At 47.9% G+C, this 22594-nt stretch carries 22 protein-coding genes; 2 read left to right on the top strand and 20 right to left on the bottom strand.

Annotated elements, in window-relative coordinates:
• Positions 1–15: 15 nt before the first annotated feature.
• The 3 genes from HP398_RS25090 to HP398_RS25100 form a co-directional block, all read right to left on the bottom strand.
• Complete coding sequence (locus HP398_RS25090) at positions 16–2976, bottom strand: salicylate synthase (protein ID WP_173623972.1); 2961 nt, start codon at positions 2974–2976, stop codon at positions 16–18.
• Between the two features lie 314 nt (positions 2977–3290).
• Positions 3291–4025 carry a 4'-phosphopantetheinyl transferase family protein gene (locus HP398_RS25095; protein WP_173623973.1) on the bottom strand — a complete coding sequence of 245 codons (735 nt, stop codon included), beginning with the start codon at positions 4023–4025 and terminating at the stop codon, positions 3291–3293.
• Between the two features lie 4 nt (positions 4026–4029).
• Positions 4030–4809, bottom strand: a complete 780-nt coding sequence (locus HP398_RS25100; RefSeq protein ID WP_173623974.1) for a thioesterase II family protein — start codon at positions 4807–4809, stop codon at positions 4030–4032.
• Between the two features lie 449 nt (positions 4810–5258).
• Between HP398_RS25100 and HP398_RS25105 the strand changes: the two genes are divergently transcribed.
• The gene (locus HP398_RS25105) at positions 5259–5867 is read left to right on the top strand and encodes an MptD family putative ECF transporter S component (RefSeq protein WP_017252058.1); all 609 of its coding nucleotides are present in this window, start codon (positions 5259–5261) and stop codon (positions 5865–5867) included.
• 82 nt (positions 5868–5949) lie between these two features.
• Here the strand turns inward: HP398_RS25105 and HP398_RS25110 are convergent, their stop codons facing one another.
• From HP398_RS25110 to HP398_RS25130, 5 genes are read right to left on the bottom strand one after another with little or no spacing between them, the layout of a single operon-like run.
• Positions 5950–6225: a hypothetical protein gene (locus HP398_RS25110; protein WP_017252059.1), complete on the bottom strand. Its 276-nt coding sequence runs from the start codon at positions 6223–6225 to the stop codon at positions 5950–5952.
• Positions 6226–6264: 39 nt separating this feature from the next.
• Entirely contained in the window at positions 6265–6546 is a 282-nt protein-coding gene (locus tag HP398_RS25115) for a hypothetical protein (RefSeq protein ID WP_026043364.1), read from the bottom strand.
• A gap of 26 nt (positions 6547–6572) precedes the next feature.
• Positions 6573–7058, bottom strand: a complete 486-nt coding sequence (locus tag HP398_RS25120; protein ID WP_254476364.1) for a hypothetical protein — start codon at positions 7056–7058, stop codon at positions 6573–6575.
• Positions 7059–7081: 23 nt separating this feature from the next.
• The gene (locus HP398_RS25125; protein WP_254476366.1) at positions 7082–7414 is read right to left on the bottom strand and encodes a hypothetical protein; all 333 of its coding nucleotides are present in this window, start codon (positions 7412–7414) and stop codon (positions 7082–7084) included.
• Between the two features lie 20 nt (positions 7415–7434).
• Positions 7435–7833: a hypothetical protein gene (locus HP398_RS25130; RefSeq protein WP_173623975.1), complete on the bottom strand. Its 399-nt coding sequence runs from the start codon at positions 7831–7833 to the stop codon at positions 7435–7437.
• Between the two features lie 93 nt (positions 7834–7926).
• On the opposite strand from HP398_RS25130, the gene HP398_RS25135 reads away from it, so the two are divergent.
• Complete coding sequence (locus HP398_RS25135) at positions 7927–8181, top strand: hypothetical protein (RefSeq protein WP_173623976.1); 255 nt, start codon at positions 7927–7929, stop codon at positions 8179–8181.
• A gap of 240 nt (positions 8182–8421) precedes the next feature.
• Here the strand turns inward: HP398_RS25135 and HP398_RS25140 are convergent, their stop codons facing one another.
• The 12 genes from HP398_RS25140 to HP398_RS25200 all read right to left on the bottom strand — a co-directional run bounded on the left by HP398_RS25140 (position 8422) and on the right by HP398_RS25200 (position 22563).
• Positions 8422–9117 (bottom strand): hypothetical protein, encoded by a 696-nt coding sequence (locus tag HP398_RS25140; protein ID WP_173623977.1) that lies wholly within the window; start codon positions 9115–9117, stop codon positions 8422–8424.
• Positions 9118–9332: 215 nt separating this feature from the next.
• Positions 9333–9935, bottom strand: coding sequence for an SMI1/KNR4 family protein (locus tag HP398_RS25145; protein WP_173623978.1), 603 nt, complete (start codon positions 9933–9935; stop codon positions 9333–9335).
• A gap of 97 nt (positions 9936–10032) precedes the next feature.
• Positions 10033–10500 (bottom strand): DUF6985 domain-containing protein, encoded by a 468-nt coding sequence (locus tag HP398_RS25150; RefSeq protein WP_069848038.1) that lies wholly within the window; start codon positions 10498–10500, stop codon positions 10033–10035.
• A gap of 114 nt (positions 10501–10614) precedes the next feature.
• Positions 10615–11124, bottom strand: a complete 510-nt coding sequence (locus tag HP398_RS25155; protein ID WP_173623979.1) for a HEAT repeat domain-containing protein — start codon at positions 11122–11124, stop codon at positions 10615–10617.
• A gap of 162 nt (positions 11125–11286) precedes the next feature.
• Positions 11287–11580: a DUF3349 domain-containing protein gene (locus tag HP398_RS25160; protein WP_173623980.1), complete on the bottom strand. Its 294-nt coding sequence runs from the start codon at positions 11578–11580 to the stop codon at positions 11287–11289.
• Position 11581: 1 nt separating this feature from the next.
• Positions 11582–17491 carry a DUF1308 domain-containing protein gene (locus tag HP398_RS25170; protein WP_217368873.1) on the bottom strand — a complete coding sequence of 1970 codons (5910 nt, stop codon included), beginning with the start codon at positions 17489–17491 and terminating at the stop codon, positions 11582–11584.
• 13 nt (positions 17492–17504) lie between these two features.
• Positions 17505–17927 carry a DUF4280 domain-containing protein gene (locus tag HP398_RS25175; RefSeq protein ID WP_017252071.1) on the bottom strand — a complete coding sequence of 141 codons (423 nt, stop codon included), beginning with the start codon at positions 17925–17927 and terminating at the stop codon, positions 17505–17507.
• The gene (locus HP398_RS25180) at positions 17914–18465 is read right to left on the bottom strand and encodes a serine protease (RefSeq protein WP_173623981.1); all 552 of its coding nucleotides are present in this window, start codon (positions 18463–18465) and stop codon (positions 17914–17916) included. The genes HP398_RS25175 and HP398_RS25180 overlap by 14 nt, the downstream gene beginning before the upstream one ends.
• Positions 18462–19607 carry a pentapeptide repeat-containing protein gene (locus HP398_RS25185; RefSeq protein ID WP_173623982.1) on the bottom strand — a complete coding sequence of 382 codons (1146 nt, stop codon included), beginning with the start codon at positions 19605–19607 and terminating at the stop codon, positions 18462–18464. The genes HP398_RS25180 and HP398_RS25185 overlap by 4 nt, the downstream gene beginning before the upstream one ends.
• 72 nt (positions 19608–19679) lie before the next feature.
• A complete protein-coding gene (locus HP398_RS25190) occupies positions 19680–21104 on the bottom strand; it encodes a contractile injection system protein, VgrG/Pvc8 family (protein ID WP_017252074.1) in 1425 nt (474 codons plus the stop codon).
• Positions 21101–21769 carry a hypothetical protein gene (locus tag HP398_RS25195; protein WP_017252075.1) on the bottom strand — a complete coding sequence of 223 codons (669 nt, stop codon included), beginning with the start codon at positions 21767–21769 and terminating at the stop codon, positions 21101–21103. Before HP398_RS25195 ends, HP398_RS25190 begins: the two co-directional genes overlap by 4 nt.
• A gap of 14 nt (positions 21770–21783) precedes the next feature.
• The gene (locus tag HP398_RS25200) at positions 21784–22563 is read right to left on the bottom strand and encodes a DNA and RNA helicase (RefSeq protein ID WP_173623983.1); all 780 of its coding nucleotides are present in this window, start codon (positions 22561–22563) and stop codon (positions 21784–21786) included.
• Positions 22564–22594 lie beyond the last annotated feature (31 nt).

The raw sequence follows: 22594 nt of genomic DNA on the forward strand, positions 1-22594 counted from the left end.
CTCTCGTGCAAGCCCCTATTCTTTTCCAATCAGCTGTCTGGAGAAGCTGCTCAGTTTTTCACGCGTTTCTTCCAGTTCTCTGGACGGCAAAGACATTTCGACGACACCAGCTCCGGCATGAAGCCAAGCTTGGTTGTCCTTTTGATAAATCGTTCGCAGCACAAGCGCCGCATCCATGGCACCGTCGCTGTCAAAAGTCATAACGCACCCACTGTATAGACCTCGTGACACGCTCTCCAATCTGCCAATCGCTTCGATCGATTCTTTTTTCGGGATTCCCGAAGCGGTGACAGCTGGGAACAATGCGCGGAAGGCATCCCATGAGTTGCATTCTTGTTTCAGTTTCCCTTTCAAGCGAGAAGCGATATGCTGAACCGTTCCTCGGCTAGCTACTGACATAAAATCGTTCAAGACGATACTTGTTGAGTCGCAAACGATTTTCAGCTCTTCGAATGCCAGCTTGACGGAAACAGCGTGCTCGGCAATTTCCTTCGGATCATTCAGCAGCTCTTCTTTGAGCCTGTTCTCCTCGTCTTCACTGCTGCCTTTTGCTCGTGTTCCCGCGAGTGGGAATGTACTCACCCATCCATCGCTATCGACCTCTACTACCGTCTCCGGGCTAAAACCGGCTGCACCGAGTCCATCCAAGCTAACGAGGAAAGAGCGGGCCGGCGTATTCACTCGTCTGCCAGCTATATAGCTCGCAACCAGATCCAGCTCGTGATCAAGCGGAATTTTCCGCGACAAGATGACCTTATGGTATTTGCGTTCCTGAATCTCGCGTACACCTTCTGCCACGTTTTGCATGTAGGCTTCCGCGTCGTATGTATCGGCTTGCGGGACGGACAGCTTCGGTTTGTCCACTCTTTGGGTCAGCTGTTGCTCGTCTTGCGTATTCATCGACAGCTCGCTCAGCAGTTGGCTGAATTCGCTCCGCTTCTCTTCACGCAAGGCTCTCAATAGGACCGTTCCTTTGTTGAAACGCAGCTCGACCTCAGGAATGAACAGCTTGAGCAAGCCATCCTCTTCTGGCATGAGCGGCAAGCCTTGATAATAACGCGCCATGCCAAAGTTAACCGTTCCATAAGCGCGCCAATTTTGAATCGGCACCTGTGCCATTGCTTTTTCGAGCGTCTCACTAAGCTCATTGTTGTCGAAACGGAGAGTCTCGTTGCGATAAGTCAACGTCGTCTGCTCCCCATCTACATAGAGAAGCGCATGAATCCCCATTCCTAGCGAAAGCTCATCTCCATTTTCATAGAGCAGGTAGTTTTCATACCCGCTGCGCTCTGCAATCAGCGCCGCTGCCATATGCGCATCACCCGCAAAAGCAAATTTTTCTTCCAGATAGGCGATTTCCGCTGGCTTCGTCTCTGACTTTGGCGCTAACGCCAGTTCTTTTAGCTTCGCTTTATTGACTTTTCCGACGCTGGTCAGCGGCCAGTAATCGATGAGTTCGATTTGGTCCGGCATTTTGTAGCGTGCCACTCCTTTTTCCTGGAAGAAGGCATGGACGTCCGCCAAGCTGATCATTTCATCGTCGGTGATCAAAAATGCGCAGCTTTTCTCGCCCAGTACTGGATCGGGAAGTGTGATCAGCGCCGCGTCTTTAATTGCTGGGTGCATGCGCAGGTACGTCTCTACTTCAGCTGGCATAATTTTTTCACCCGCTCGGTTGATTTGCTCTTTGATCCGTCCACCGATTTGAATATTTCCTTCTGGCGTGATTCTAGCCTTGTCCCCAGACCGATAGAAGCCATCAGGCGTAAAGCTCTCGCGGTTTTGTTCCTCTGCTCTGTAGTAGCCGCGAATGGTATACGGTCCCCGCACAATCAACTCTCCGTATTCACCTGGCGCGACATCGTTTCCATGCTCATCCACGATTCGCACTTCATCCCCTTCGGAAATCGGACGACCCTGGCAACTGGTAATGATCGACTCTGGATCATCCAGTGATGTGCAGCAGATGAGCCCCTCGGCCATTCCAAATACTTGCTGGAGCTTGCATTTCCATTCTCGCGTGATACGGCTGGCGAGATTATCATCCAGCATGGAGCCTCCAACCTGAAGAACCTCCAGACTCGACAGATCGCTTTCTGTATCCCATTCCAGCACTTCCTGCCATACTTGCACGATCGAAGGCACGAGGCCGGTAATGGTCACCTGCTCTTTCTCAATCAGCGGAAAAGCTTCGTCGCAACTGGTAGTTTTACATAGCACGATCTTGCCACCAACGGACAGTGTGCCTAAGATACCTGGGCAGCACAGAGGGAAATTATGTGCAATCGGCAAAACGGCGAGATAGACGCTTTTCTCTGTCAGTTGGCAACGAGCTGCGGTTGCTTTTGCATTGTAAACGTAATCTGCGTGGGTTCTAGGAATCAGCTTGGGTATCCCTGTCGTACCACCAGACAACAGCAATAACGCAGTGTCTTTGTACGAAGGGGCTTCCAGCTCGATTGGCGGTCCACTTATCTCAGCCAAGTTCCGCCCGATCGGACTGTCCCCATCCGTCATGACGAATTTGACAGATGCATGCCTTTTGACTAAATCTTCTGCCATCTTCGTGTAATCAAAACCGAGAAACGTCGTTGGAATGATGTAGGCAACTGGCCTCGCGAGTGCAAAAATCCCGTCCAATTCAGCCTCTCTGTGGGCAGGCAATACGAGAATCGGCACAGCGCCGATGCGAAACAGGGCAAAGCAAGTCAGTACGAAAGAAATTCGATTTGGAAGCTGGACGGCTACATTGTCGCCTTTTTGAATTCCCATGTGATAAAAACCGGAAGCAAGCGCATCCACCTTGCTGTCGAGCTCGCTATAAGTGAGTCTCTCCTCGTCCTCCACCAGCGCTTCTTTGTTTTGATACTGTTCCGCCCATTTGCGCAATTGCTGCCCAAGTGTCAACGGCTCCCAAAAACCACGCTGTTCATAAGCTATTGCAGCTTGCTCATACCACTCCGTACTTACTTTCATTCCGTCCTCCTCCTGTGTAACTGCGGGTCACTCTTTGCGCCCGAAGCCGGATCATGCAGAGTACTGCCTTGTCGGTGTACGCATCATGTTGGTTTGTCTAACAACAAGATATTGATAGTGATTCTCATTGTCAATTTCATCCGTAAGCTGTTTTTTCTACATTTGGGAAAAATAGGTTGGATTATCTTCCGTTTTCTCACGATTTCTTCGTTTCTCACTGCAAGATTTCCATATTCTTACACGCTTATATAGTCTCATTAAACCCGATAAAGTTTATCAGTATAATAGAAGATTATCGTTCCAACTACTCCGATTCACGGTCTTCCTATCCCGATTGCAACTGCTCCGGCATAGCCTCTGCCAGGCGTAAACCCGTGAATTTTCCACTCCCCGCTCCTGATTCCATCTCCGTTTACCGTGAAGCTGCCATCCAGTTTTTCCATGAAAAAAGAATCGAGAGGACGGCTCAGGCCCTCCCCTGTCGCTTTGACAAAAGCCTCCTTGCGTGTCCAGCAATCAAAAAAAGCTTGTTGCCGCTCATCAGAGGGTAAACGCAAGATTCCCTCTCGCTCCACAGGGTGAAAGTAGCTCATGAGCTGTTTCATTTCCGGGATGTGTCGCAAATGCTCCACGTCAACGCCGAGAAGGCGATCGCGAGAAAAAGCGACCGCCACAAGCTCATGCGAATGCGACAGATTGAAAAAAAGTGGTTCGGAATCATTGTTTGGTCCACATAAAAACGGTTTCCCGTTCGAATTGTACTCCCATTGAACCGCGCGAGGAAAAATCCCTTGGTACCGCCCAATCATTCTTCTCAGTAGTCCATGTGCGACAACATAGCGCTCCCTGTCAGCGTGGAAATGAAATCGTGCCCGTTTATCGAGTTCTTCGGCAGACAGATCGCCTTCCAGCTCCTGCATACTGTGTACCCATGCTTGCACAAACGTCAGCCAAATATGTACTTCCCCTTTAGCCAGTAACCAAGAGGACGATTCCTCCAGAGCTGATTTTGTCCTCTCAGACAAGTGGGTTATTCGCACCTGCTGCATCTCGTTAGCGCTCCTCTTTTCCTGCTACCACACTCCGGTATTGTCCAATCATTTTGGTTACAGATTGCAAGAGCACCTCTTTGTTTGTCGTCAGGAAAAAATGGCCGCCGTTTACCATTTCCAACGTAAATCCGGCACTTGTATGGCTAGCCCAAGCCTCCATTTCTTCCTGCGTGGCTTCCTGATCCTCAGTCCCGCAATACGCAGCAATCGGGCAAATCAGCGGGGGCTCCTCGGTATACACATAAGTTTCGTCGAGGGTAAAATCCGCACGCAACAGCGGCATGAACAACTCCATGAGCTCCTTGCTTTGCAGGATCGCCTCTGGTGTCCCGGAAAAGCGTCGCAGAGCTGCAACAAACTCCTCTTCAGGCAAATGGTAAATAGGCTTCGGCTCCGGGAAGTGTGGAGCTCGTCCTCCTGAAACGATGAGGCCAAGCGGAAGACGACCCCATTTGCTCCGTACGGTACGTGCCAGCTCAAAGGCGATTCGCGTTCCCATACTGTGACCGAAAAATAAAAACGGGCGATCCAAATACGGATAAATCATTTGGGCCAGCTCTTCCACCAGCGTTCCCATATCTGAGTACGCTCGCTCGGCAATTCTATTTTCCCTTCCTGGCAGCTGAACTGGGTAAACACCGACATCACTGGGAAAAGCCTGTGCCCAGCCCCTGTAAATCGAGGCCCCTCCCCCTGCATATGGAAAGCAAAACAGGCGAATGCTGTCTTTTGCTTGTGGCTGAGTAAGCAGCCATGTTTTCGTTTTCGTTATCGCATCCATGCTCCTATGTACTCCTCCCTTTCGTCTCTTGCTTAAACGCTTTGATACAACGTACATGATAATGATCCTCATGCAACATTGCCAAATAGATACAAGTCCCTCCTTTTCCGTTTTCTGGTACATTTCCGTGATTTTCCCCGATTATCTCGTCCTACGTTCACCAGAATGATTATTTTGCAGATCATCCGACTTGTAATATTTTGGCGATTGTTCAAGAAAAACGGAAAAACACGGAGATAATAGGCGAAAAAGCTCGAAAAATATCCCAAAATATTGAAATATGGGCTTTTTTTATTTTGACAACGATTCTCATTATCAATATTGTGTTCTTATACTGACAACCGTGCGTACAGCTAGCAAACTTTTCCAGCATTCCTGCAAAAGGGGGATCGCAAGTACAGAGAATTCGTCAAGCAGATCGGCTACTTATGTCTGAGGGAGGATGTTACATGCAAGCCCAAACATCATTAGCTGCCCAAAGCGGCAGATGGACCATGCGGGATATTATTACGCTCGCGATCTTTAACGTCGTCATGCTCATATTGATGACGATTGCCCCGATTATTACCGTTGTTTCTCATTTGCTGGTTGGCGGCTTTACCGCGCTACTCAACGGTCCGATTTATATGGTCATGTCTAATAAAATCGCCAAGCCCGGGACTCTATTTTTTACAGCTGTCTTGACTGGATTGTATTTTGTCGGTTTTGGCTACGCGAATTACTTACTTACCTTAGCTGTTATCGGACTCATCTGCGAACTGATCCTATGGGGAAAAGGCTCTTATCTGAATCCTGTGCGCAATGCAATCAGCTATTCTGTTTTTTATGTCGGCTATTCGCTTTGCGGGGTTGTCCCGCTTATTTTCTTCCGCGAATCGTATCTCGCGACCTTGGAAAAAAGCTATACACCTGAACAGCTTTCTGCGATGCTCTATTACTTTGAAACCCCCAGCATGATTCTCACCATGTGCTCGATTTCGTTTGTCGGCGGATTGCTCGGCTGCTATTTCGGCAATCTGTTGATGAAAAAGCACGTCAAAAAAGCAAAGCTGGTGTAATGCTCCGCGTAAAAAAACAAGGCATATTCCTCCTCGATGATTCGAGTTGGAATATGCCTTATCGACGTCTTAGCATCGTCCCTTATTGCCCTTCCATGGCGATTAAAATAAACGTGATAATTGCGGTTATCGTACCAAAGACGAAATATATACCCATAAGAATGGCCATTAACAACAAACCGGCTTTTGCCCAGTTTTTACGATTCAGATTCCCATCTGAACCAAAAGCCCAAACAAATAACAAAACAATATTCGCGATCGGAATCATCATGAACAACGAGACGATTATCCAATCTTTCATCGTCATGACCTTTTCGTTTTCCGCTACGCTTCCTTCCACATACGTTTGGTGATCCATTCTATACCCTCCACATTTTTTGCCAATCCACCGTTCTCGCTATTGTTCAACCGATGCTCCAATGAATGCCAAAATCAGAATAAAAAAGAATACGCATAAGTACAACCCGATGCAAACGCCCATAATCAGCAAGTTTGCTTTTGCCCAGTTCTTTCTGTTTAGATTTCCTTCACTGCCAAATGCCCAAACAAAATACATCACGAGGTTGACCACGGGTACCATCATAATTAAAAAAGTAATCATCCATTCCTTGACCGACATGACCTGTTCATTTTCAGGCACGTTCACTTGCAGTTGCTGTTGATGTTGCTCCTGTTCCAATTCGAAACCTCCCTGTTCTGTCATGATCAAATTTTCTCTACCCACAGCGTGCGAATCAACGCATGAGACAGTGGCTGCCATACAAGCACTTCTTCAGACTCAAAATGAAAGCTCCCGAGTAGTGCCCGCCCGTTCACCGATGTCGCGAACAAGATTTGATAGTAGGTTTTGTCCTCGACCGGAATGATGAATTCGCTGCAGGCAACCCTGCATCCATCCAGCTCGATCAGCTCATTATGTACGACCTGCAAGCCTGCCTGCGCCTTTTTGACTTGTGCTGTCATCGCTTGCACAAACGGTTCTACGCCACTCATCGGCAACAGGTGTACCATATGATTCATGCCGAGCTGCCCGTCAAAGAGGACCTTCTCCTCGAATTCGAATCTGCGTCCTTCGTACTCCAGGTAGCCTTTTCGCACGCCATCCAAACACTCCGCAAGCGTCAATTGCACCTGCTGTTCTTCCATTTCAGCGAGTTGACGCCGTGTCTGGATGCTGTTCCATACATCCAAAATCTTTTCATCCTAGTAGATCGTCAGAACTCCCTCCGCATGGCCTGCTCCACTTTTTGCAAAACAAATCCGTTCAAGCTCCTGCGTAGGAAGCTTTCCGCAGCATCCAGACTCACCACGATATACGGCTCCAAAACCCCCTGAATCTTAAAGAAATGATGTGCCTTTATCTTATCGGTATCTAATACAAGCCTCTTTACTGTTCCATTCAAATGAAACGCAGTCTCCATGGAAAGGCAATCTACAGCAGGTACTTGCATGGCCCAGTAAACGTTTCGCAGATTGGTTTCGCTGTCGATCAAATCGACGCGCTTCCATTGTACAATCGGATTGTATTTGGCAGTAATGGTTTTCATCCGCATTCTTCAGGAGAGTCTTAAACACCGTAATCCTCCGCTGCCTCTCTCACTTCCTCGTTTTTTGAATGCAATCCCAACAGGACGTATTCTTTAAGTAACAACGGGACTATCTCCTGTACTACTTCCAACAATCTGCGATACTCCCATTCATCATCGAGGTCGATGCATTCCCGGACAATGACAGGCAAATGTTGATAAAGCCACTCGCTGGATATGTTCTTGAGCAGACCTCTTGCCAAGACAATCGGCCCGATATTTTGTCCATGGCAAGCGGACTCCAATAAGACCGTCAACACTTTCACTCCCGTTTCGAGAGGAACAGTGGTAATCGTATTTATGTCATCATAGGCTCCTGCGTATATTTGGTTGATGTCTGCTCTCAACCGTAGTTCATAAGGAGATTGTTTTCTTCTCATTGATTCCCTCACATGTCATGCGATTTGCACTTTCGTTACCATTTATAGGATGATAGTGAAAGAAATAGAACGCAAATAAAGGGGAAAAGCCGGATGGACATAAAGAAAAAACAAGTTTTTGTACAATTGGAGATAGCTAATTGGGACAACACAGATCTGCCATCATCGCTGGTTGAAACGTGCTACTCTCAGAGAGAATATGAAAACGATATGATCGAGGTTCATCAAGTTGTCGATCTGGGTAACCATAAAGGCAAATCGAGGTACTTAATTATCATCAATATTACGCAAGATTTAGATAATCTTGGGGAAGAAATCGATAACCCTTATATCGTCAAAGGCCCTTGAATTTTGTAATCCATGGTATGCATCAGTTTGCCCGCTCTCTCTAGAATATCCATGCGAAACCTCCTCCTGCCTCTATGGCGTTATTTTCCATTTTACTATAGATGTTCCAAAGGAGTTTGACGAATTGGGGAATGAAAAAAACCCGCTGGCGTGCAACGGGCTTTCTGTCTCTTATGTGAGGGGGAACATCTGTCTAGTCAATAACAGGATTCGGGCTGTCACTATTCTCGGAGACGTTCCTTATTGAATAATCTCGGAAATCGCTTGCTTTTGCTCCAAAATCTCGGTTTGTACCTCGATCAGTTCTTTCAACAGATCAGCAGCCTCTTGCAAGGATGCAGCTGCTTGCTCCTTGTCACCGGACTTGAATACTTCTTTTGCTTCTTTCACTGCGTTTTTCTCATTTGTTTTCAGTTCTTTTGCTTGCTCTTTGTTCGCTTTCTTTTCTGTGCGGATTGGCTTCAATTCTTGGTTCATCTCTTTAAAAGAAGCTTTTTTCTCTTTTACCTGCGCCAATTCAGTTTGAACATGAGCGAGTTTTTCTTCGATAGCTGTATGGTTCGCGGCGATTTCAGCCTTGATGCTCGCTACCTTTTCTTTATCCTTTGCTTTCTTCGCTTCTTTCAATTCAGCAGACAGCGCCTTGTTCTCTTCTCGCAGCGGCTTTGTCTCTGCCAGCGCGCTTTTCACGGTTTCACGTACTTCTGGCGTCACATCGCCCCAAAGAATGTCCCATGCTTGTTTGTTAGTCTGGGTTTGAGCTTTCAGTTTATCTTGGAGAGCTTTTTGCTCCACTTGCAGTGCTTTTAGTGCTTGAACTTCAGGCAGGCTCTTCCACCCTGCTTCTTTCCCTTCTTTCTCAGCGGCAAAAGCTCCTACGGCACTCGTTGCCAACAAGCTCGCTGCGATTACAGATACGGAAAGCATTTTTTTCATGTGTGAACACTCCCTGTCTACTATTGTTTCTTACAAACCAATCGTAACGTACGAGCATTGGGAATGTTCGGGATAACCTCGTGAAAAGTAAGGGGAAAGTGTGGGATTTGGGAAAAACACAAAAAGCCTAGGAGAGGCCTGGGTCGATCTGGATTTTCACTCAGAGAAAACTATTTGATATAACCGTTCTTGGTGTAACAAGGTTCCTATTTAGGTTATGCTAAAAAACCTTCTTCGATAGTCTCATAAGCTTCATTGGACAGTCTTTCTAAAAATGCTCGAAAAGATGGTGCTATCTCTGGCAGACATTGCTTGATGAGTGAATAAGACAAAAGAATAGGCTCGTCATCCGCGTAGGGTTCAGCGATATCATCTTGAACAAGGACACATTCTACGACTTTCAGATCATGGTTATAGGAGCAAAACGCTTGATCTGCGATTACTACACGTAGTTGGCTATCATTTGTGCTATTCAAATCGAGACAAATAGCATCGCCACCTATTGTTGTAGCGATTGTGAGCAGCCCGAATTTTAGCAGGTACATACTTGGTACAGCAGATGAGTTCTCTACCTTTATGGATTCTATATTCAATAGCCTTATTCCACCGCTTAAAGCAGGCAGATAGTGAGGATTATACGCCTCATAAAAGGCAACAACCGAATCCGGTACAGTATATGTTTTCAAATCTACCCATTCTAGTAAGGAATGCAGGTGAGCGGTATTTGCTTGTTGGAAGGCTTTGTCGATGTCTTCTGGGGCCATTCCGTCTCTTTCGAAGTTACGACGAAATTTTCTAATGATCCCTTCGAACTCCAAAGATATTCCTCCTCATTTAGAGCATAACATTCTCGTTCTATAATGAGTCCGTTTTCATATTCAAAACAACAATATTTTCCACTATTCATATAAAAGGTTAAATGGCAACATCCTGGTAGCCGACTTCCGTTACTTCTTCATTTAAAAGCCGAAGTCCTAGACCATTTTCTTCGTCCCAGGTGCAATCGAAGAGTAATCCGATATCACGGCCTTCAAAAATATCACCATAGGGAACAACAATTTCAAGTAAAACGATCCTTTTAAGTAGTTGGTCTTGTGTTTCAATTAGGGGATAATCATCATGGTATCCAATATCATACCCGAGCTCATGCCGCTTTTGCTTGTAGTAGTCGAGGATCGCTTGCAAAACACGCTGTTGTATGTGCTCCCAATTTTGCATGAGTGATTGATAAGCCATGTATTGTTCTTCATCAAATTTACCGTCTTCCTCACCCTCTACCGTGAGTGCTATCTCGGTTTCTTTCCCGCAAAAATGAATAGTCATGTGCTTTGACCAAACAAGAAAGTATGAAAGTTCACCAAAAACCGGATCGTTTATGATCATGACACAATCTCCTTCACTGCTGTTTTTTCTCATCTTGAAAACTGGTATTATTTGCGGTTATATCTACTTTTAAAGTCTCCTTCCTTCCTAAAATTTTCTTTTTGGTTAATTATTTTATAATCCCTTCTTTATAGAGATTCTTTTTAATTGGTGCAACGCATTCTTTTTAATTTCTTTTTCCTTTGATTTACTTAAGAGTTCTAATTTCTCTTTAGACTCTGGCGTATTTATATCACCTAGAGCCCAAATACATTTTACGGCAAGGGCATTTGTGTAATGGAGATACTCAAATTTTGTTAATGCTGCTTTATAAAGACTTTCTACCGATGAATTTGATTGAAAATATTGAAGCAAGCCAGAAATATCCTCATGTGCCTTATGCCAAGCTTCAGTAATTAACTGGTTTAACATTACCAAATGTCTTTCATCAAACAAATCGAATGTAAATCCTATATAAAATAGTAATCCTAGGTCATCTTTATTTTTTTCTATACAAATAACTTCTAACAGTTTGTCAAAGTAGCTAGTTATTTCTATATTTCCCTTGAACAAATCCAAAAATTCTAGATCTGTTATTTCGCCACCAATAAGTTTTTTTATTAGTATTCTTAGTTCTTGATTCATTTTTATATCCTTTCAAAACTCGTAATATTATCATTAAAAATATCCGCCGCGCGTATCCGTGTGATAGGACAAATAATTCTTTATTGGTTGGATTGTTATTTCTTCAACAGCCATCCAAATAATGAAACCTTGAAAGGCAACAGCCAATCAAGGTTAAAGACATTACTCATCTATCCATTTTTCAAATCCGTGTTCCAGCAGTTTTTCTCTTACCATGTTTAATTCCTGCTCACTAAGTTGCTTTGTTGATACTGATTTGTGAATATCATTAAGAGCGATTGCAACTTCTTTCCCAGTTATAAAAGAAATAACCTCAGCTAAGTTTCTGTCAGACATATGTTCGTACAATAATGACATCAATGGAAAACATTCTTTGTCACTAATACCATTTGGATAAGCCCTTTTTAACATATTAAGTGTACTTTCTAAGTGTTTAGGAATTATCCCATCGCTCAATTTACTTTCCTCCTAAAGGTACTGGCGAGTGAATGTATACATCGAAGTCTACTCCTTGAGCAGAAGCACCCCTCACAAATTTAGCGTCAGCCGTCATAGTTGTAATGCCCAAATTATCGCCCGTACCGAAAATAATTTTATCGTTTGCACCGACCTTTTTGGTTTCTGTCAATTTCATTGCTCTTTCAGAAGGATTGTCAGGAATTACTTGTACACGATTCATAAATTTTTCTGCACGAGCCTTTTCCAAAGGTCCCGCAACACCATTTACAATATTTTTAAATTCAGCCGCAGCAGTTTCAGTCATCACCATCTGTTTCCCTGTTACAAAATCTTTTAAATCATGCCTAATAGGTGAACCCTCTGAAATAAATGCATTTGCAGTTCCAGTATCAATATTGACTTTTTGAAGCTCATCAAGCTTTTTAGGAGGACACTTCATCAATCCCAGCGGATCGATATAACGAATCGGATCCCCATTCACATAAGCAAAACGGTTAAACGTCTGCCCGTCCGTCATATCCCCTTGGAGCACATCTCGATTCAGGAACCGCTTCAACCCCGGATGGTAATACCGCGCCCGCATGTAATACAACCCATTCGGATCGGTCATGACTCCATCGCGGCCGTTGTAGCAAAACGGCTGTTTCGTCCTACCCTCGTGCTCTTCCAGTTCCCCGTACAATCCGTAGGTATAACGGTCTGTGACTCGACCATGCTCGTCGGTCAACAGGGTCGTGCTTCCGCGCGTATCCGCGTGATAGGACAAATAATCGCCTTGTGCATCCTCACGACCAATGAGCCCCAGTCCATATACATAATACGCTTTGGCTGCTCCACTTTCCTCCAGTTCCATAAGAACCTGGGTCAAATCGGCGTTCTGGTCAACCACATACCGCGTCGTCTTACCATTCCATGTCATCGAGGTGCGCACAAATTCGGCATCATAGGTGTAGCGAGCTTGTCCGGCACGGACGAGACGATTGCGGGCATCATACGCATACGTTTCTGACTGTTGCTTGCCCGGTAGTAGCAGCAGATTGCCGTCCTCGTCATACTGAACGTGTTGACCATCTACGGTGTCCAGTCGGTTGTCCTTTGCGTACGTCATCGCCGTAGCAAGACTCGAACCTGAATCCCCAATTGCGGTAATATTCCCGCCCTGGTCATAAGTATAGAGAATCTTTCGTCCTGCCATGGATCCGCTCGTCAGGCGCCGCAGGGCATCATAGGTGTACTGCTTTTCTTCCTCTTGTATGAGCTGCCCGAGCTCGTTGTACAAAAACCGATATTGCTGGAGCATGACGCCCTGCGCATTTTGATCCCAAAGACGCAGAAGCTGCCCGGCTACATCATAGTGACGTTGCTCTACCGTACCGTTCGGTCGGTCTGTACGGATGAGGCGGTAATTTTCATCGTACGTGTACCTTGTGACACGACCTGCCCAGTCTGTGACAGTAGTCAATTGACCTGCGAGATCGTAGGTGTAGCGAACCGTCTTGCCATCTGGATAGACGAGCGTTGCCAGTCTACCTCCCGTATCGTAGGTGTACTGGAGCGTATTCCCATACTGATCGGTGCTGGAGACGATTCGCCCCAAAAGATCGTAGGTACGGCGCTTGGTGTCTTTTCCATCTTCTTTGACACTTACCACGCGACCCTCGGCGTCGAAAGTCCTGCGAACAGTCCCCGCTTCGTCCTGCTGTTCAATGAGCTGTCCGGCTGCATCGTAGCGATAGTGCGTTTCCTGACCGCGCGCATTGGTCTGAGCGGTCAGCCATCCGCGCTTATCATAGCGGTAGGTCGTTCCTTCTCCGGTAGCATTGCGTTCTGCTAAAAGCAAGCCACTGGCATCGTAGGAGAGGGTGGTGGCATTACCATTGGCATCCGTATAGCTCGTTAGACGGCCTTCTCCATCGTATTGCTGCTTGTAGACGGCTGCTTCATTTTCCAACACCTCTGTCAATCGTGCGGCAGCATCGTAGGAGAACTTGGTTTTCTGTCCAGTCGCATTCGTTGTGGCAATGACTTGATGAAGCTTGTTGAATTGGTATTGAGTTGTTCTTCCGAGTCCGTCAATGTGGGCAAGAATATTGCCTGCGCCATCATAGGTGAGCCCGCTCACCTTCTGTCCGGTTGCATCATAGACGGCGAGTAAGCGACCCGCCCCATCGTATTCATAGCGCTGGGTGTTACCCAATGGATCGGTGACAGCCGTCACTCTGCCCATGGCATCGCGATCGAGGCTGGTTTTCGCTCCGGTTGGGTCTACCACACCAACGATCTGCCATTCCTTGTCATACTCATAACGAGTGGTTTTACCATATGCATTCGTTATGGATTCTACTTTTTCTGTAATCGTGTACCCGATCTTCGTCGATGCTCCGCTAGCCGTAGTCTCCTCTACTCTACAATCCTGTGTATCATAGGTAAAGGAATGCATCCTTCCGAGAGGATCTGTGACACCGACAAGATTATCATTGGCATCGAATACCTGACGTAGCGAACCCCCAAAAGCATCCGTAAAGGTTGTCATCCTGCCTGTAGGGTCGAAGCCGACACGGAAGATGCGGCCTTCTGGGTCTTGAGCGGAAACAAGCATTCCCTGTCCATCGTAGTGATAAGTGGTTTTTGCGCCTGTAAAATCAATATAAGTGCTTCTTTGCCCGTGCTCGTTATACCCGATGGAAGAGGTGCAGCCGTCTGGTCGTGTCATGCTGACCAGCCGCTCGTGTTCATCATAGGCGAAAGTCGTGACTCCGCCTTCCGCGTCTTCTTCTGCTGTCATGAGGTCTTTTTCGTTGTACGTATACGTCGTTGTATTGCCAAGAGGATCTGTCTCTTTTACCAGATTCCCGCGACTGTCATACGTGTAAGTGGTTGTTTCGCCCGCTCCGTTTGTTTCAGAAGTGGTTTGTCCCCACTCATTATAAGTGTATTTGGTGAGCGTTCCATCCTTCTCAGTCTTCTCCAGCAACTGGCCATTGTCGTCATGGATCATGATCTCGACATGCCCATTGCCGTCTGTGAAGGTCGTGACCATCATGCCAGGGCGGCTCTCGGTATCGTAGTGAATATAACCAGGGATGCCTGCCGCGTCTGTCTGGCAGATGATGCGCCCTTCTTCGTCAAACGTATTCGTGTAGACGATGACGCCATCGGATGCCAAAGATTCCAGTTGGTCATTTCCTGTATAGGACAAGTCAGTGACAACACCATTAGGATTGGTGTAGCGAGTCATCCTGCGTTCGGCATCATACGAAAAGCGAAGGGAACGAGTCCCATCAGACAATGCTGACACCAAACCATCCGCCCCATACTCCAGTGAAAACGCTTGACGACTCCGCTCTTCTGTCAAGCGATTCAGCCTGCCATGCTGATCATAGCTAAAGAGCAGCGACATTCCGGCAGCCACCGTATGACGAAGTGCTTGTCCATTTCTGGCAAAATCGTACGTCTCTCTCGTTTCCTTGACCCACAGCGTATAGCCGTCTTGTCTTTCCCGCAGTTCGTCAAAAAAGACATCCGCATCGCTGGACCGGTATAATCCGTCCTGAACGCGAGTAAAGGTATTGGCTCGGCCAGCATTCCACCAAACCGTAATTTCTTCGCGTGTCTCATCCAGGAATTGTAGGCGCATTTCGTAATTATGCGTCCATGCTTTGCCCAGTGCTCCCTCTTGCAAAAGCAAGGAGTTGTAATGCAGCTCAAACGTCCACGTCTCGGCTCCATACAGCTTGAGGGCAGGATGAACGATAAACTGCGCTCCAGTACCGCCATGGACCGGGTCTTTGATGCAGCTTTTCGGTTTTACTTTTTTGACGTTCATCTTTCTTACCTTGCCTGGTTTCTTGTGCTTCCCTTTGATTCTTTTCCGACCCCCGGCAATTCCCGCTACGGTTGAGAAAACACCATCCGTCGCATAATCCAATGCCTCTGAGCCGGCTTCCTTGATCACTTCTTTCACAACAGGTTTCTGCATGAACTTGCCGACCATGCTCTTCTTCAGCTTCTGCACAGCGGCAAGCTTGTCCATACTCTCCTGAATGTTCCGCGCAGCAGTGACGACCTTGCCTTTCACTGCGCTTGCTGCATTGGCCGTCGCCTTGACCGCTTTCGATACACCCAGTGCTTTATCCGCTGCTTTGACCGCCTTCGTTGCCTTGGTCATCGCTTTTGTTGCCTTCACGGCTTTCGTAGTCAGCTTTGCCGCAGTCACTGCCGTACCCGCACCCGGAATCGCGGCTGCAAGGGACATAGCGGCACCAGCATAATCGCCACGTGCGACAGATATCCCCGCATTGACAACGTCTGCGACTTCTCCGATGACAGGGATCATTCCGACGATATCGAGTCCAAGCTGTAGACTATCGAGAAAACCCCATCCAGAATCCTCTTCCTCCTGCTCCTCTTCGACGACTTCTTCCTCTTCCTCCTGCGGCAAATCCTCCACAACCACAGGCGCCTTCGTCAGCCCGACCATCTCAATCTTCGGTGCTTGAAGATCCACTTCCCCGTCCAAAATCATGCTACTGGTGCTGCACATGAGGTAGATGGCTTCCTTGGCCTTGATCTCGACCTTCGTATCTGACCTAATCTCCATATCCTTCTCCGAAGAAAAAACGATGGGATGCATACTGTGAATCTCGATGCCGTCCTCTTCATGCAGCTTGATAAAAATATTGCCTTCCTTGCTCTCCTTGGCAGTAAGAACGAGCTCCTTGCCGCCCATCATCAGCTCTTTGCCAAAGTTGGTTCCCCAGTACTTGATGCCGGGATTGCCCGTTTTCGCCGTGCTTCCTCCACCTTTTCGCACGGAGCTGACTGCCATGGCGCCTTCTTCATCTGGTGTGGAAAAGTACAGCTTCACGGAGTCGCCCATTTGCGGCATGCAGTGAAAGCCGCTGTTGCCCTCTGCCGAGTAGACCGTGGCATACGGGAACCAGCTCGCCTCTGCCTTTGGCTGCTTTTGATCGATGTCGAGGTGGATTTTGACGGTGTCCTTCTGGATGTCGATGATCTTGCCTTCCAGGGCAGCGCCGCAGATGTCGTCATTGCGGATAGGGTTTTGCCGGATGCCTGCCTCGGGCATGAGCTGATAGGTGTGAATGAGAAGGGCATGGTCGATCCTCGTTGTTGACCCGGCGACGACCAGCTCTTTGCCTTGGTAGTTCACGCGGTCTCCGAGCTGAAGCACCTGTCCGCTTTCTACTTCATAGGTGAGAAAATCATTTTCCGACATACCTGCTGCGTAGCCGTTTTCTGTCGTTTCCATATAGGGCGCCAGCCTTTTGCTGATGGTGTAGCTGGCGTCTGTCAATTGGGCGGTGCGTCCCTCGGGCAAGCCGAACCAGAACTTTGGCTTATCCGCGACAGCCTCTGCGACGAGAATAGAGCCGAAGCGAGAGGCCAGTCGCTTTAAAAACTGCCAATCTGTCTCCTGATACTGAATCGCGATGGTCCCAAGCGGCGCGCCGTTCGAAGCATGGTCTAAATAATCCGAACCGGGATAGTCCTTCGTGATTTCGTCGAGCAGGCTCGCATAGCTCATTTTTTTATTTTGAAAAGAACGCAGCTTGCGCTGACCATCCATTCGCTGGGTGTGCGAGACCGCTTCCAGCTCCAAATGGTAGACGCCGTGAACGAAGTTCACACTGACGGAATCCACGAGTCCTTTGAACAGTGTCTTCGTCAGCGCGCCGTTTTCCACCAAATTCAGCGCGACTGTATCCTCGCTCGTCGCCATCTCGATGTACCGGTCGCTTTTCTCCTCCGGGATGATTCCGGTGACGAACAATCTGGCGTGCTCATTAACTTTCCTTACGATTCTGACATCTTGTAGGCTTTGGATTTCAAAGGGTGAGACCAACTGGATATTCTCGTATCCAGCCAGCTTCTCTGTCGTATTCATACAATCCCCCTCACTATTGCTCCTGTCCGTCGTCTTCGATGCGAATGCAGCCTCCATATATGCACATGTTCGTGCTGTTGTTTAACAGGGCGGGATGGTTTTCCACGAGTACATCTGCTTTGCCATCGATCCAGGGCATGGTGACTACAGGAACGCATGGCATCGGCTTGAGTACACCGTTGTTGGCAGCAGTAGCAGCCGCGACGGTTGGATTTTTCTCGCATTTGCATTTGCCAAACGGCATGATGTTCACTTGCGGCATATAGTCATTCACGTTCATTTGTGCCTGGTTGCGAATGTACACGCCATGACTAAACGGCGTTTTCAGCTTGTTCTTCTGGCTCCCGTAGTCACACGTGAGAATTGCTCCCGCCACGACGTAGCTTTTCTTCGGAGCCGACGAAGGTACAACATCGACATCTTCAATCATGGGCATGACTCATTCTCCTCCCTACTTGCTCTGCTTTTTTCAAGCGGATACCGAAAAAGTCCCTGCGCAGCAAAGCTTCCGCCAGCCGCAAATCGATGATGATATACGGTTCACGAATCCCTTCGATTTGAAAAATCGTATGACGCCCAATCTTTTCTGGATCGAGAACCAGCCGTTTAAGTGAGCCGTCATTGTGAAACTCGCTTTGCTCTGACAAACAGTTCACACGCGGCAGGCTCATCATCCAGTACAAATCCTGCTTGATCCGCTCCCTGTCTACCAGCACGACGGATTTGACGAACAGCTTCGGCGCGAACTTGTGGATGATTGTCTTTAAGCGGTTGGAATAGAGCGGGATCGGTCTATCAAGAAAATCCAGATAGTCGTTCTCTTTCTTTTGCTTGATGTCGAACTGGATGATCGCCTCATCCAGCTCTTCCTGATAATCCGGGGTGAGCCACTCCTGCCGGATGACGTCAAAAACGTTGGTTGGCTCTACCGCACTCGCGATGCGCTCGTCCTGTGACAAGATGAAATAATTCATACCTGACTCCCCTCTCGCCAAACGACATGTCGCTCCTGAAGCTCATCCAACAGAATGGACTCCCTGGCCTCCGCCGAGAATACGGCTCTCTCCAGAAGCGCTCCGCTAAAATTCGCTCCGGTCAAAATCGCATCGGTAAAGTCTGCGCCGCGCAGATCGGCTCCAGTAAAATCAGTCCCGGTCAAGTCCGCCCCGACGAACAAGACACCATCAAAACCGGGCATCTCCCACGCATCTGGTTCCAAAAGGCCCCTTGGCCCGGATGCTTCACGAAAGCTCGCGCCTAGCAGATTCGCTCCGGTAAAATCCGCTCCGTGAATGAGACTGTCGCCGAAATCAACCGCTTTTAGCTGGGCACGATGCCATCTCGTTCCGACCAAAACACTTTCTCGCAGGGTTGCATTCGTTAAGTGACTGTCCGACAAGTCCGAATAGCGCAGGTCCAAACTGTCGAAATGCCCTTTTGCTAAATCGAGACCAGCCAAAACCTTGTAGCCGTATTCCAGCTCTTGCTTTTCTTCCAGCCAAGCACGGATCATCTCAGAATCTTTGTGGCGAGTGTCCAGACAGTACACGATCTCGCTTTGATCCAAATATTCTCCGACACGCACCTCGAGCTCCGGCTCCTTGTCCACCTGTTGAAAGACTTCCAACTGAACAGCCTGCACCATGGCATAACGGATCAGGTGGACTACATATTGATGAAACTTCTCTGCCTCCACGAGCTTGATCCGTTCGATATCGGGAAGTCTTACGTGTCCGGCATACGCTCTGGCAGCCTCGTTCCATTCGATTGCGAGCCGATCCAAAAAGCGGAAAGCCCAGCTCGCATCATAGCTGGTTTGACACTCCACCGGATCGAAAAACCAACTGCTGTCTGTAGCTTCCAGCAAATAATGACTGCTTCCAAGAAGAAGCTCCGTCCGAAGCATGGAATAGGTCAAGTACGCCAGCTTGCCCTTTGTCCCTTGCTCCTGCTTATCCATCACACGTCGGCATATTGCTTCAAAGGAACGGAGAAATTCTTTTGCCAGCCTCTCTTTATTCGCTTGATAGTAAGCATCCAAGGTATGTAGGCTGGCGATGGTTCTCTTCGGCACCTCGTGCTCCTTGAAATGCTGCAAGGCTTCCTCTCTCTCCATGCCAATCCCTCCTTCTTCTCACCGTTTTTGCATACACCAAACACACGGTTACCCGCGTGGCAACCATGTGTATCAATTGGTTTTGAGCTCCTGCCCGACGATGCTTGTATTTCCGTCCATCTTGATGTTGCTCTCTTTGCAGGTGAGACTGATCTCCTCTTTCGCCGAGATAATCACCTTCGTGGCAGAATCCATCAAAATGTCCTTTTCCGAGACAACCTTGATATTTTTCTTGCTGAAAATCTGGATGCCGTCCGCATCGGTCATGCGAATGAGGATTTCCCCGTCCTTTGCGCTAAGCAATACCTCCGACGGGCTGAACATCAGTTCTTTTCCGTTGGCCGTGCGGAAGTATTTGATATCGGGATTCCCTAGCTTGTTCGTTTCGCCCTCGTCTGAATTTTTCCGGACAGAGCTGATCGCAATCCCGTCACTTTCCTTGTTGCTCGGAAAATAGACGCGGACGTAGTCATCGAGCTCCGGCATGCAATACCAACCGCTGTTTCCTTCAGCCGTATAAACCGAGGAATACGGGAACCAGTGCGCTTCGCTCTTGCTCTGTTTCTCGTCGATATCAAGGTGGATTTTGACGTTGTCTTTGGAGACCTCAATGACTTTTCCTTGCACCGATGCCCCTACAATGAGCGAATTGTGGAGCGGTTTTTGGCTCATTCCTTTTTTGGACGCAAGCAAATACTTATGCTTGAGCAAGCCTTTCTTCATCTCGGTATGGGCCTCATACACATACAGGCTCTTCCCTTTGAAATCCACACCGTTGCCCAAATCGAGCACGCGATCCGTCTCGACCTCGTAAAAGATGTAATCATTTTCATCCACGCCCTTGACCCCGTTTTCCGAGGAATGGCGGTATTCGTTCAAATTTTTGCGCACTCGATAGTGAAAATCGTCCAGCTTACCTTTCGAGGCACCCTCTGGCACACCAAAGCTGAACTTTGGCTTTTCAAAAACGGATGCCGGCATCAGTCCGGTCTGAAAACGCGAAGCAAGCCGCTTGAGAAACTGCCAATCCGTCTCCTGATACTGCATGGTAAAGGAGCCCAGCTTCCCGCCATTGGAGGCCATGTCCATCATGTCCATGCCTGGGTATTCTCCTGCGATTGTTTTCAAAAGGGCACCATAGGTCATGGCTTTGTTTTGAAACGAACGGCTCTTGCGCTTCACGTCGAGATTGTACGTAGGCGAGACAGCTTCGACGTACAGATAATAAACGTCTCGTACGGCTTTGATGCCTATCTCCAGAACAATCCCCGCAAAAAGCGGCGTGGCGTTGCCGTCGCTATCCACCTGACTGATTTCGATCGGGGTCTGTGCTTCCGTCATTTCTACATAGCTGTCCTTCAATTCTTCTGGTACGATCCCCGTAAATGTCAGGCGAGCGTGCTCATTAATCTTTTTCGTAATCGTCAGTTCTACCAGATGCGTCAATTGATAAGGAGAGATTTGCAAATTGTTGTAGGCAATGACAGGAAGACTCATATTTTCCCTTCTCCCTTCCCATTTTCATTCGAATTGGTGGATACGAGCGACAAGGAATCCATGATCCCCCAGCCTATTGGCTTCCAGTCCGACAGCTCCTGCTCCGTGCAATTGAACGTACAGAGAAGAGCGCGTTCCTGTAGAGAGACAAAGCTGATCAGGTTGTAAATGTCCGTATCCAATGCGGGCGCAACAAACTCGAAAAATCCGACGCTGTTCCCCGCAATCTCACGTATTCCTTCCTCCTGCCAACGAGCGAGTGGCTGTGTTCTCCGCAAAACCTGCTTCATGACATCCATGAAGGCTTTCAGCTGTGCAGGAGAATCGGTCAGCTTGCTCTCGGTATAGGTGAAAGCCAAGTTAATGGACGCCGTTTCGTTCGTATAAATCAGTGAAGGCCTACGTTCCGATGGATACTTCAGCGCTGCTACTTCTGGACTCATGATGGAAAATGTCTTCGGGAGTCGAATCTGTACGAGATCGTCGAGAACGCGCTTGTCCTCCATGGGAATTCTCTCTTCACCGACTGTAATAAATGATTTGTTCACGACATCCAGTCGGTTTTTGCCCTTTGGACCAAAACGTATTGCTGCTGGCTGTGTATCCTCACCGGAAAGCTCATTCAACATGCCGATAATGCTTTCATCCATGCGCGCCATTTCCATTCACCATCCTCTCGTTAATCAACAATAACCCGCTGACGCCCGCCTGTTTTCCACTCCGTTTTTGAGGACTTTCCGCCACTCTTGGCGTCATCCAATATACGTGCGAGGTATTTGAGAATCTGCAGGTTCGTGTATTCGCGGTAACCAGTCCCCATTCTGTTGCCTAAATAATGAAGAATGAGCCCCCGCTCTACCCTGTCCGCATTCAAGCACTGCATGGCAAAGGCGAGATCATACGGGTGATTGGTGACCGTTTTCAGCATTTCATTAGCAAAATACCGCAGGATGAAAGGAGCAAGTGTTGGCTCGTTTCTCCCGGCATGTTCGACATGCACGATATTCCATGTATTGAATTCCGTCGCCATATCGGCTAAATCCTGATAATCCCCGCGAAGCCTTGCCCCTTGCTTGAGCTTGAAGCGCCCCAGCTCCTTTTCATCCTGGCGTGACTCTATCTCCTGATCGAGTACATACAACGTCTCGTAAACGTAATAGTCGGTCAACGAAGTCTCCTCGTGAAAGCGAATCTTGAGTACCGTCTCCGTACCTGTGGCCTCATAAGGAACACGCTCTTCGCGGTCGAACAAATAAATCCGTCCTTGATGCTTGACGATTCCTCTGCCGACAGTGAGGTGCTCATCGCCTATCGATACATCCAACCCAGAAATAATGCCGTCTGTATAATCCTGAAAGTATAAATCTACAAAATGCCGCGGGTAATCACGCAGATTTTCAAGCATCTCTCGCTTGAGAATTCGCCCTTTATGAAAATTGGGATAGAGATGGGAAAACACCGCTGTTCCCCCTTCCTGTTCATTTAAGCTG

This window comes from Brevibacillus sp. HB1.4B, assembly GCF_013284285.1.
GTDB classification, from domain to species: Bacteria; Bacillota; Bacilli; order Brevibacillales; family Brevibacillaceae; genus Brevibacillus; species Brevibacillus porteri.

Bases quoted from the DNA above. Each gene is read 5' to 3' on its own strand.
- HP398_RS25180 (WP_173623981.1), bottom strand. From the start codon at position 18,465: ATGAATTATTTCATCTTGTCACAGGACGAGCGCATCGCGAGTGCGGTA.
- HP398_RS25105 (WP_017252058.1), top strand. From the start codon at position 5,259: ATGCAAGCCCAAACATCATTAGCTGCCCAAAGCGGCAGATGGACCATG.
- HP398_RS25175 (WP_017252071.1), bottom strand. From the start codon at position 17,927: ATGCCCATGATTGAAGATGTCGATGTTGTACCTTCGTCGGCTCCGAAG.
- HP398_RS25140 (WP_173623977.1), bottom strand. From the start codon at position 9,117: ATGAAAAAAATGCTTTCCGTATCTGTAATCGCAGCGAGCTTGTTGGCA.
- HP398_RS25090 (WP_173623972.1), bottom strand. From the start codon at position 2,976: ATGAAAGTAAGTACGGAGTGGTATGAGCAAGCTGCAATAGCTTATGAA.
- HP398_RS25100 (WP_173623974.1), bottom strand. From the start codon at position 4,809: ATGGATGCGATAACGAAAACGAAAACATGGCTGCTTACTCAGCCACAA.
- HP398_RS25170 (WP_217368873.1), bottom strand. From the start codon at position 17,491: ATGAATACGACAGAGAAGCTGGCTGGATACGAGAATATCCAGTTGGTC.
- HP398_RS25135 (WP_173623976.1), top strand. From the start codon at position 7,927: ATGGACATAAAGAAAAAACAAGTTTTTGTACAATTGGAGATAGCTAAT.
- HP398_RS25125 (WP_254476366.1), bottom strand. From the start codon at position 7,414: ATGAAAACCATTACTGCCAAATACAATCCGATTGTACAATGGAAGCGC.
- HP398_RS25190 (WP_017252074.1), bottom strand. From the start codon at position 21,104: ATGAGTCTTCCTGTCATTGCCTACAACAATTTGCAAATCTCTCCTTAT.
- HP398_RS25195 (WP_017252075.1), bottom strand. From the start codon at position 21,769: ATGGAAATGGCGCGCATGGATGAAAGCATTATCGGCATGTTGAATGAG.
- HP398_RS25185 (WP_173623982.1), bottom strand. From the start codon at position 19,607: ATGGAGAGAGAGGAAGCCTTGCAGCATTTCAAGGAGCACGAGGTGCCG.
- HP398_RS25095 (WP_173623973.1), bottom strand. From the start codon at position 4,025: ATGCAGCAGGTGCGAATAACCCACTTGTCTGAGAGGACAAAATCAGCT.
- HP398_RS25150 (WP_069848038.1), bottom strand. From the start codon at position 10,500: ATGATCATAAACGATCCGGTTTTTGGTGAACTTTCATACTTTCTTGTT.
- HP398_RS25155 (WP_173623979.1), bottom strand. From the start codon at position 11,124: ATGAATCAAGAACTAAGAATACTAATAAAAAAACTTATTGGTGGCGAA.
- HP398_RS25130 (WP_173623975.1), bottom strand. From the start codon at position 7,833: ATGAGAAGAAAACAATCTCCTTATGAACTACGGTTGAGAGCAGACATC.
- HP398_RS25110 (WP_017252059.1), bottom strand. From the start codon at position 6,225: ATGGATCACCAAACGTATGTGGAAGGAAGCGTAGCGGAAAACGAAAAG.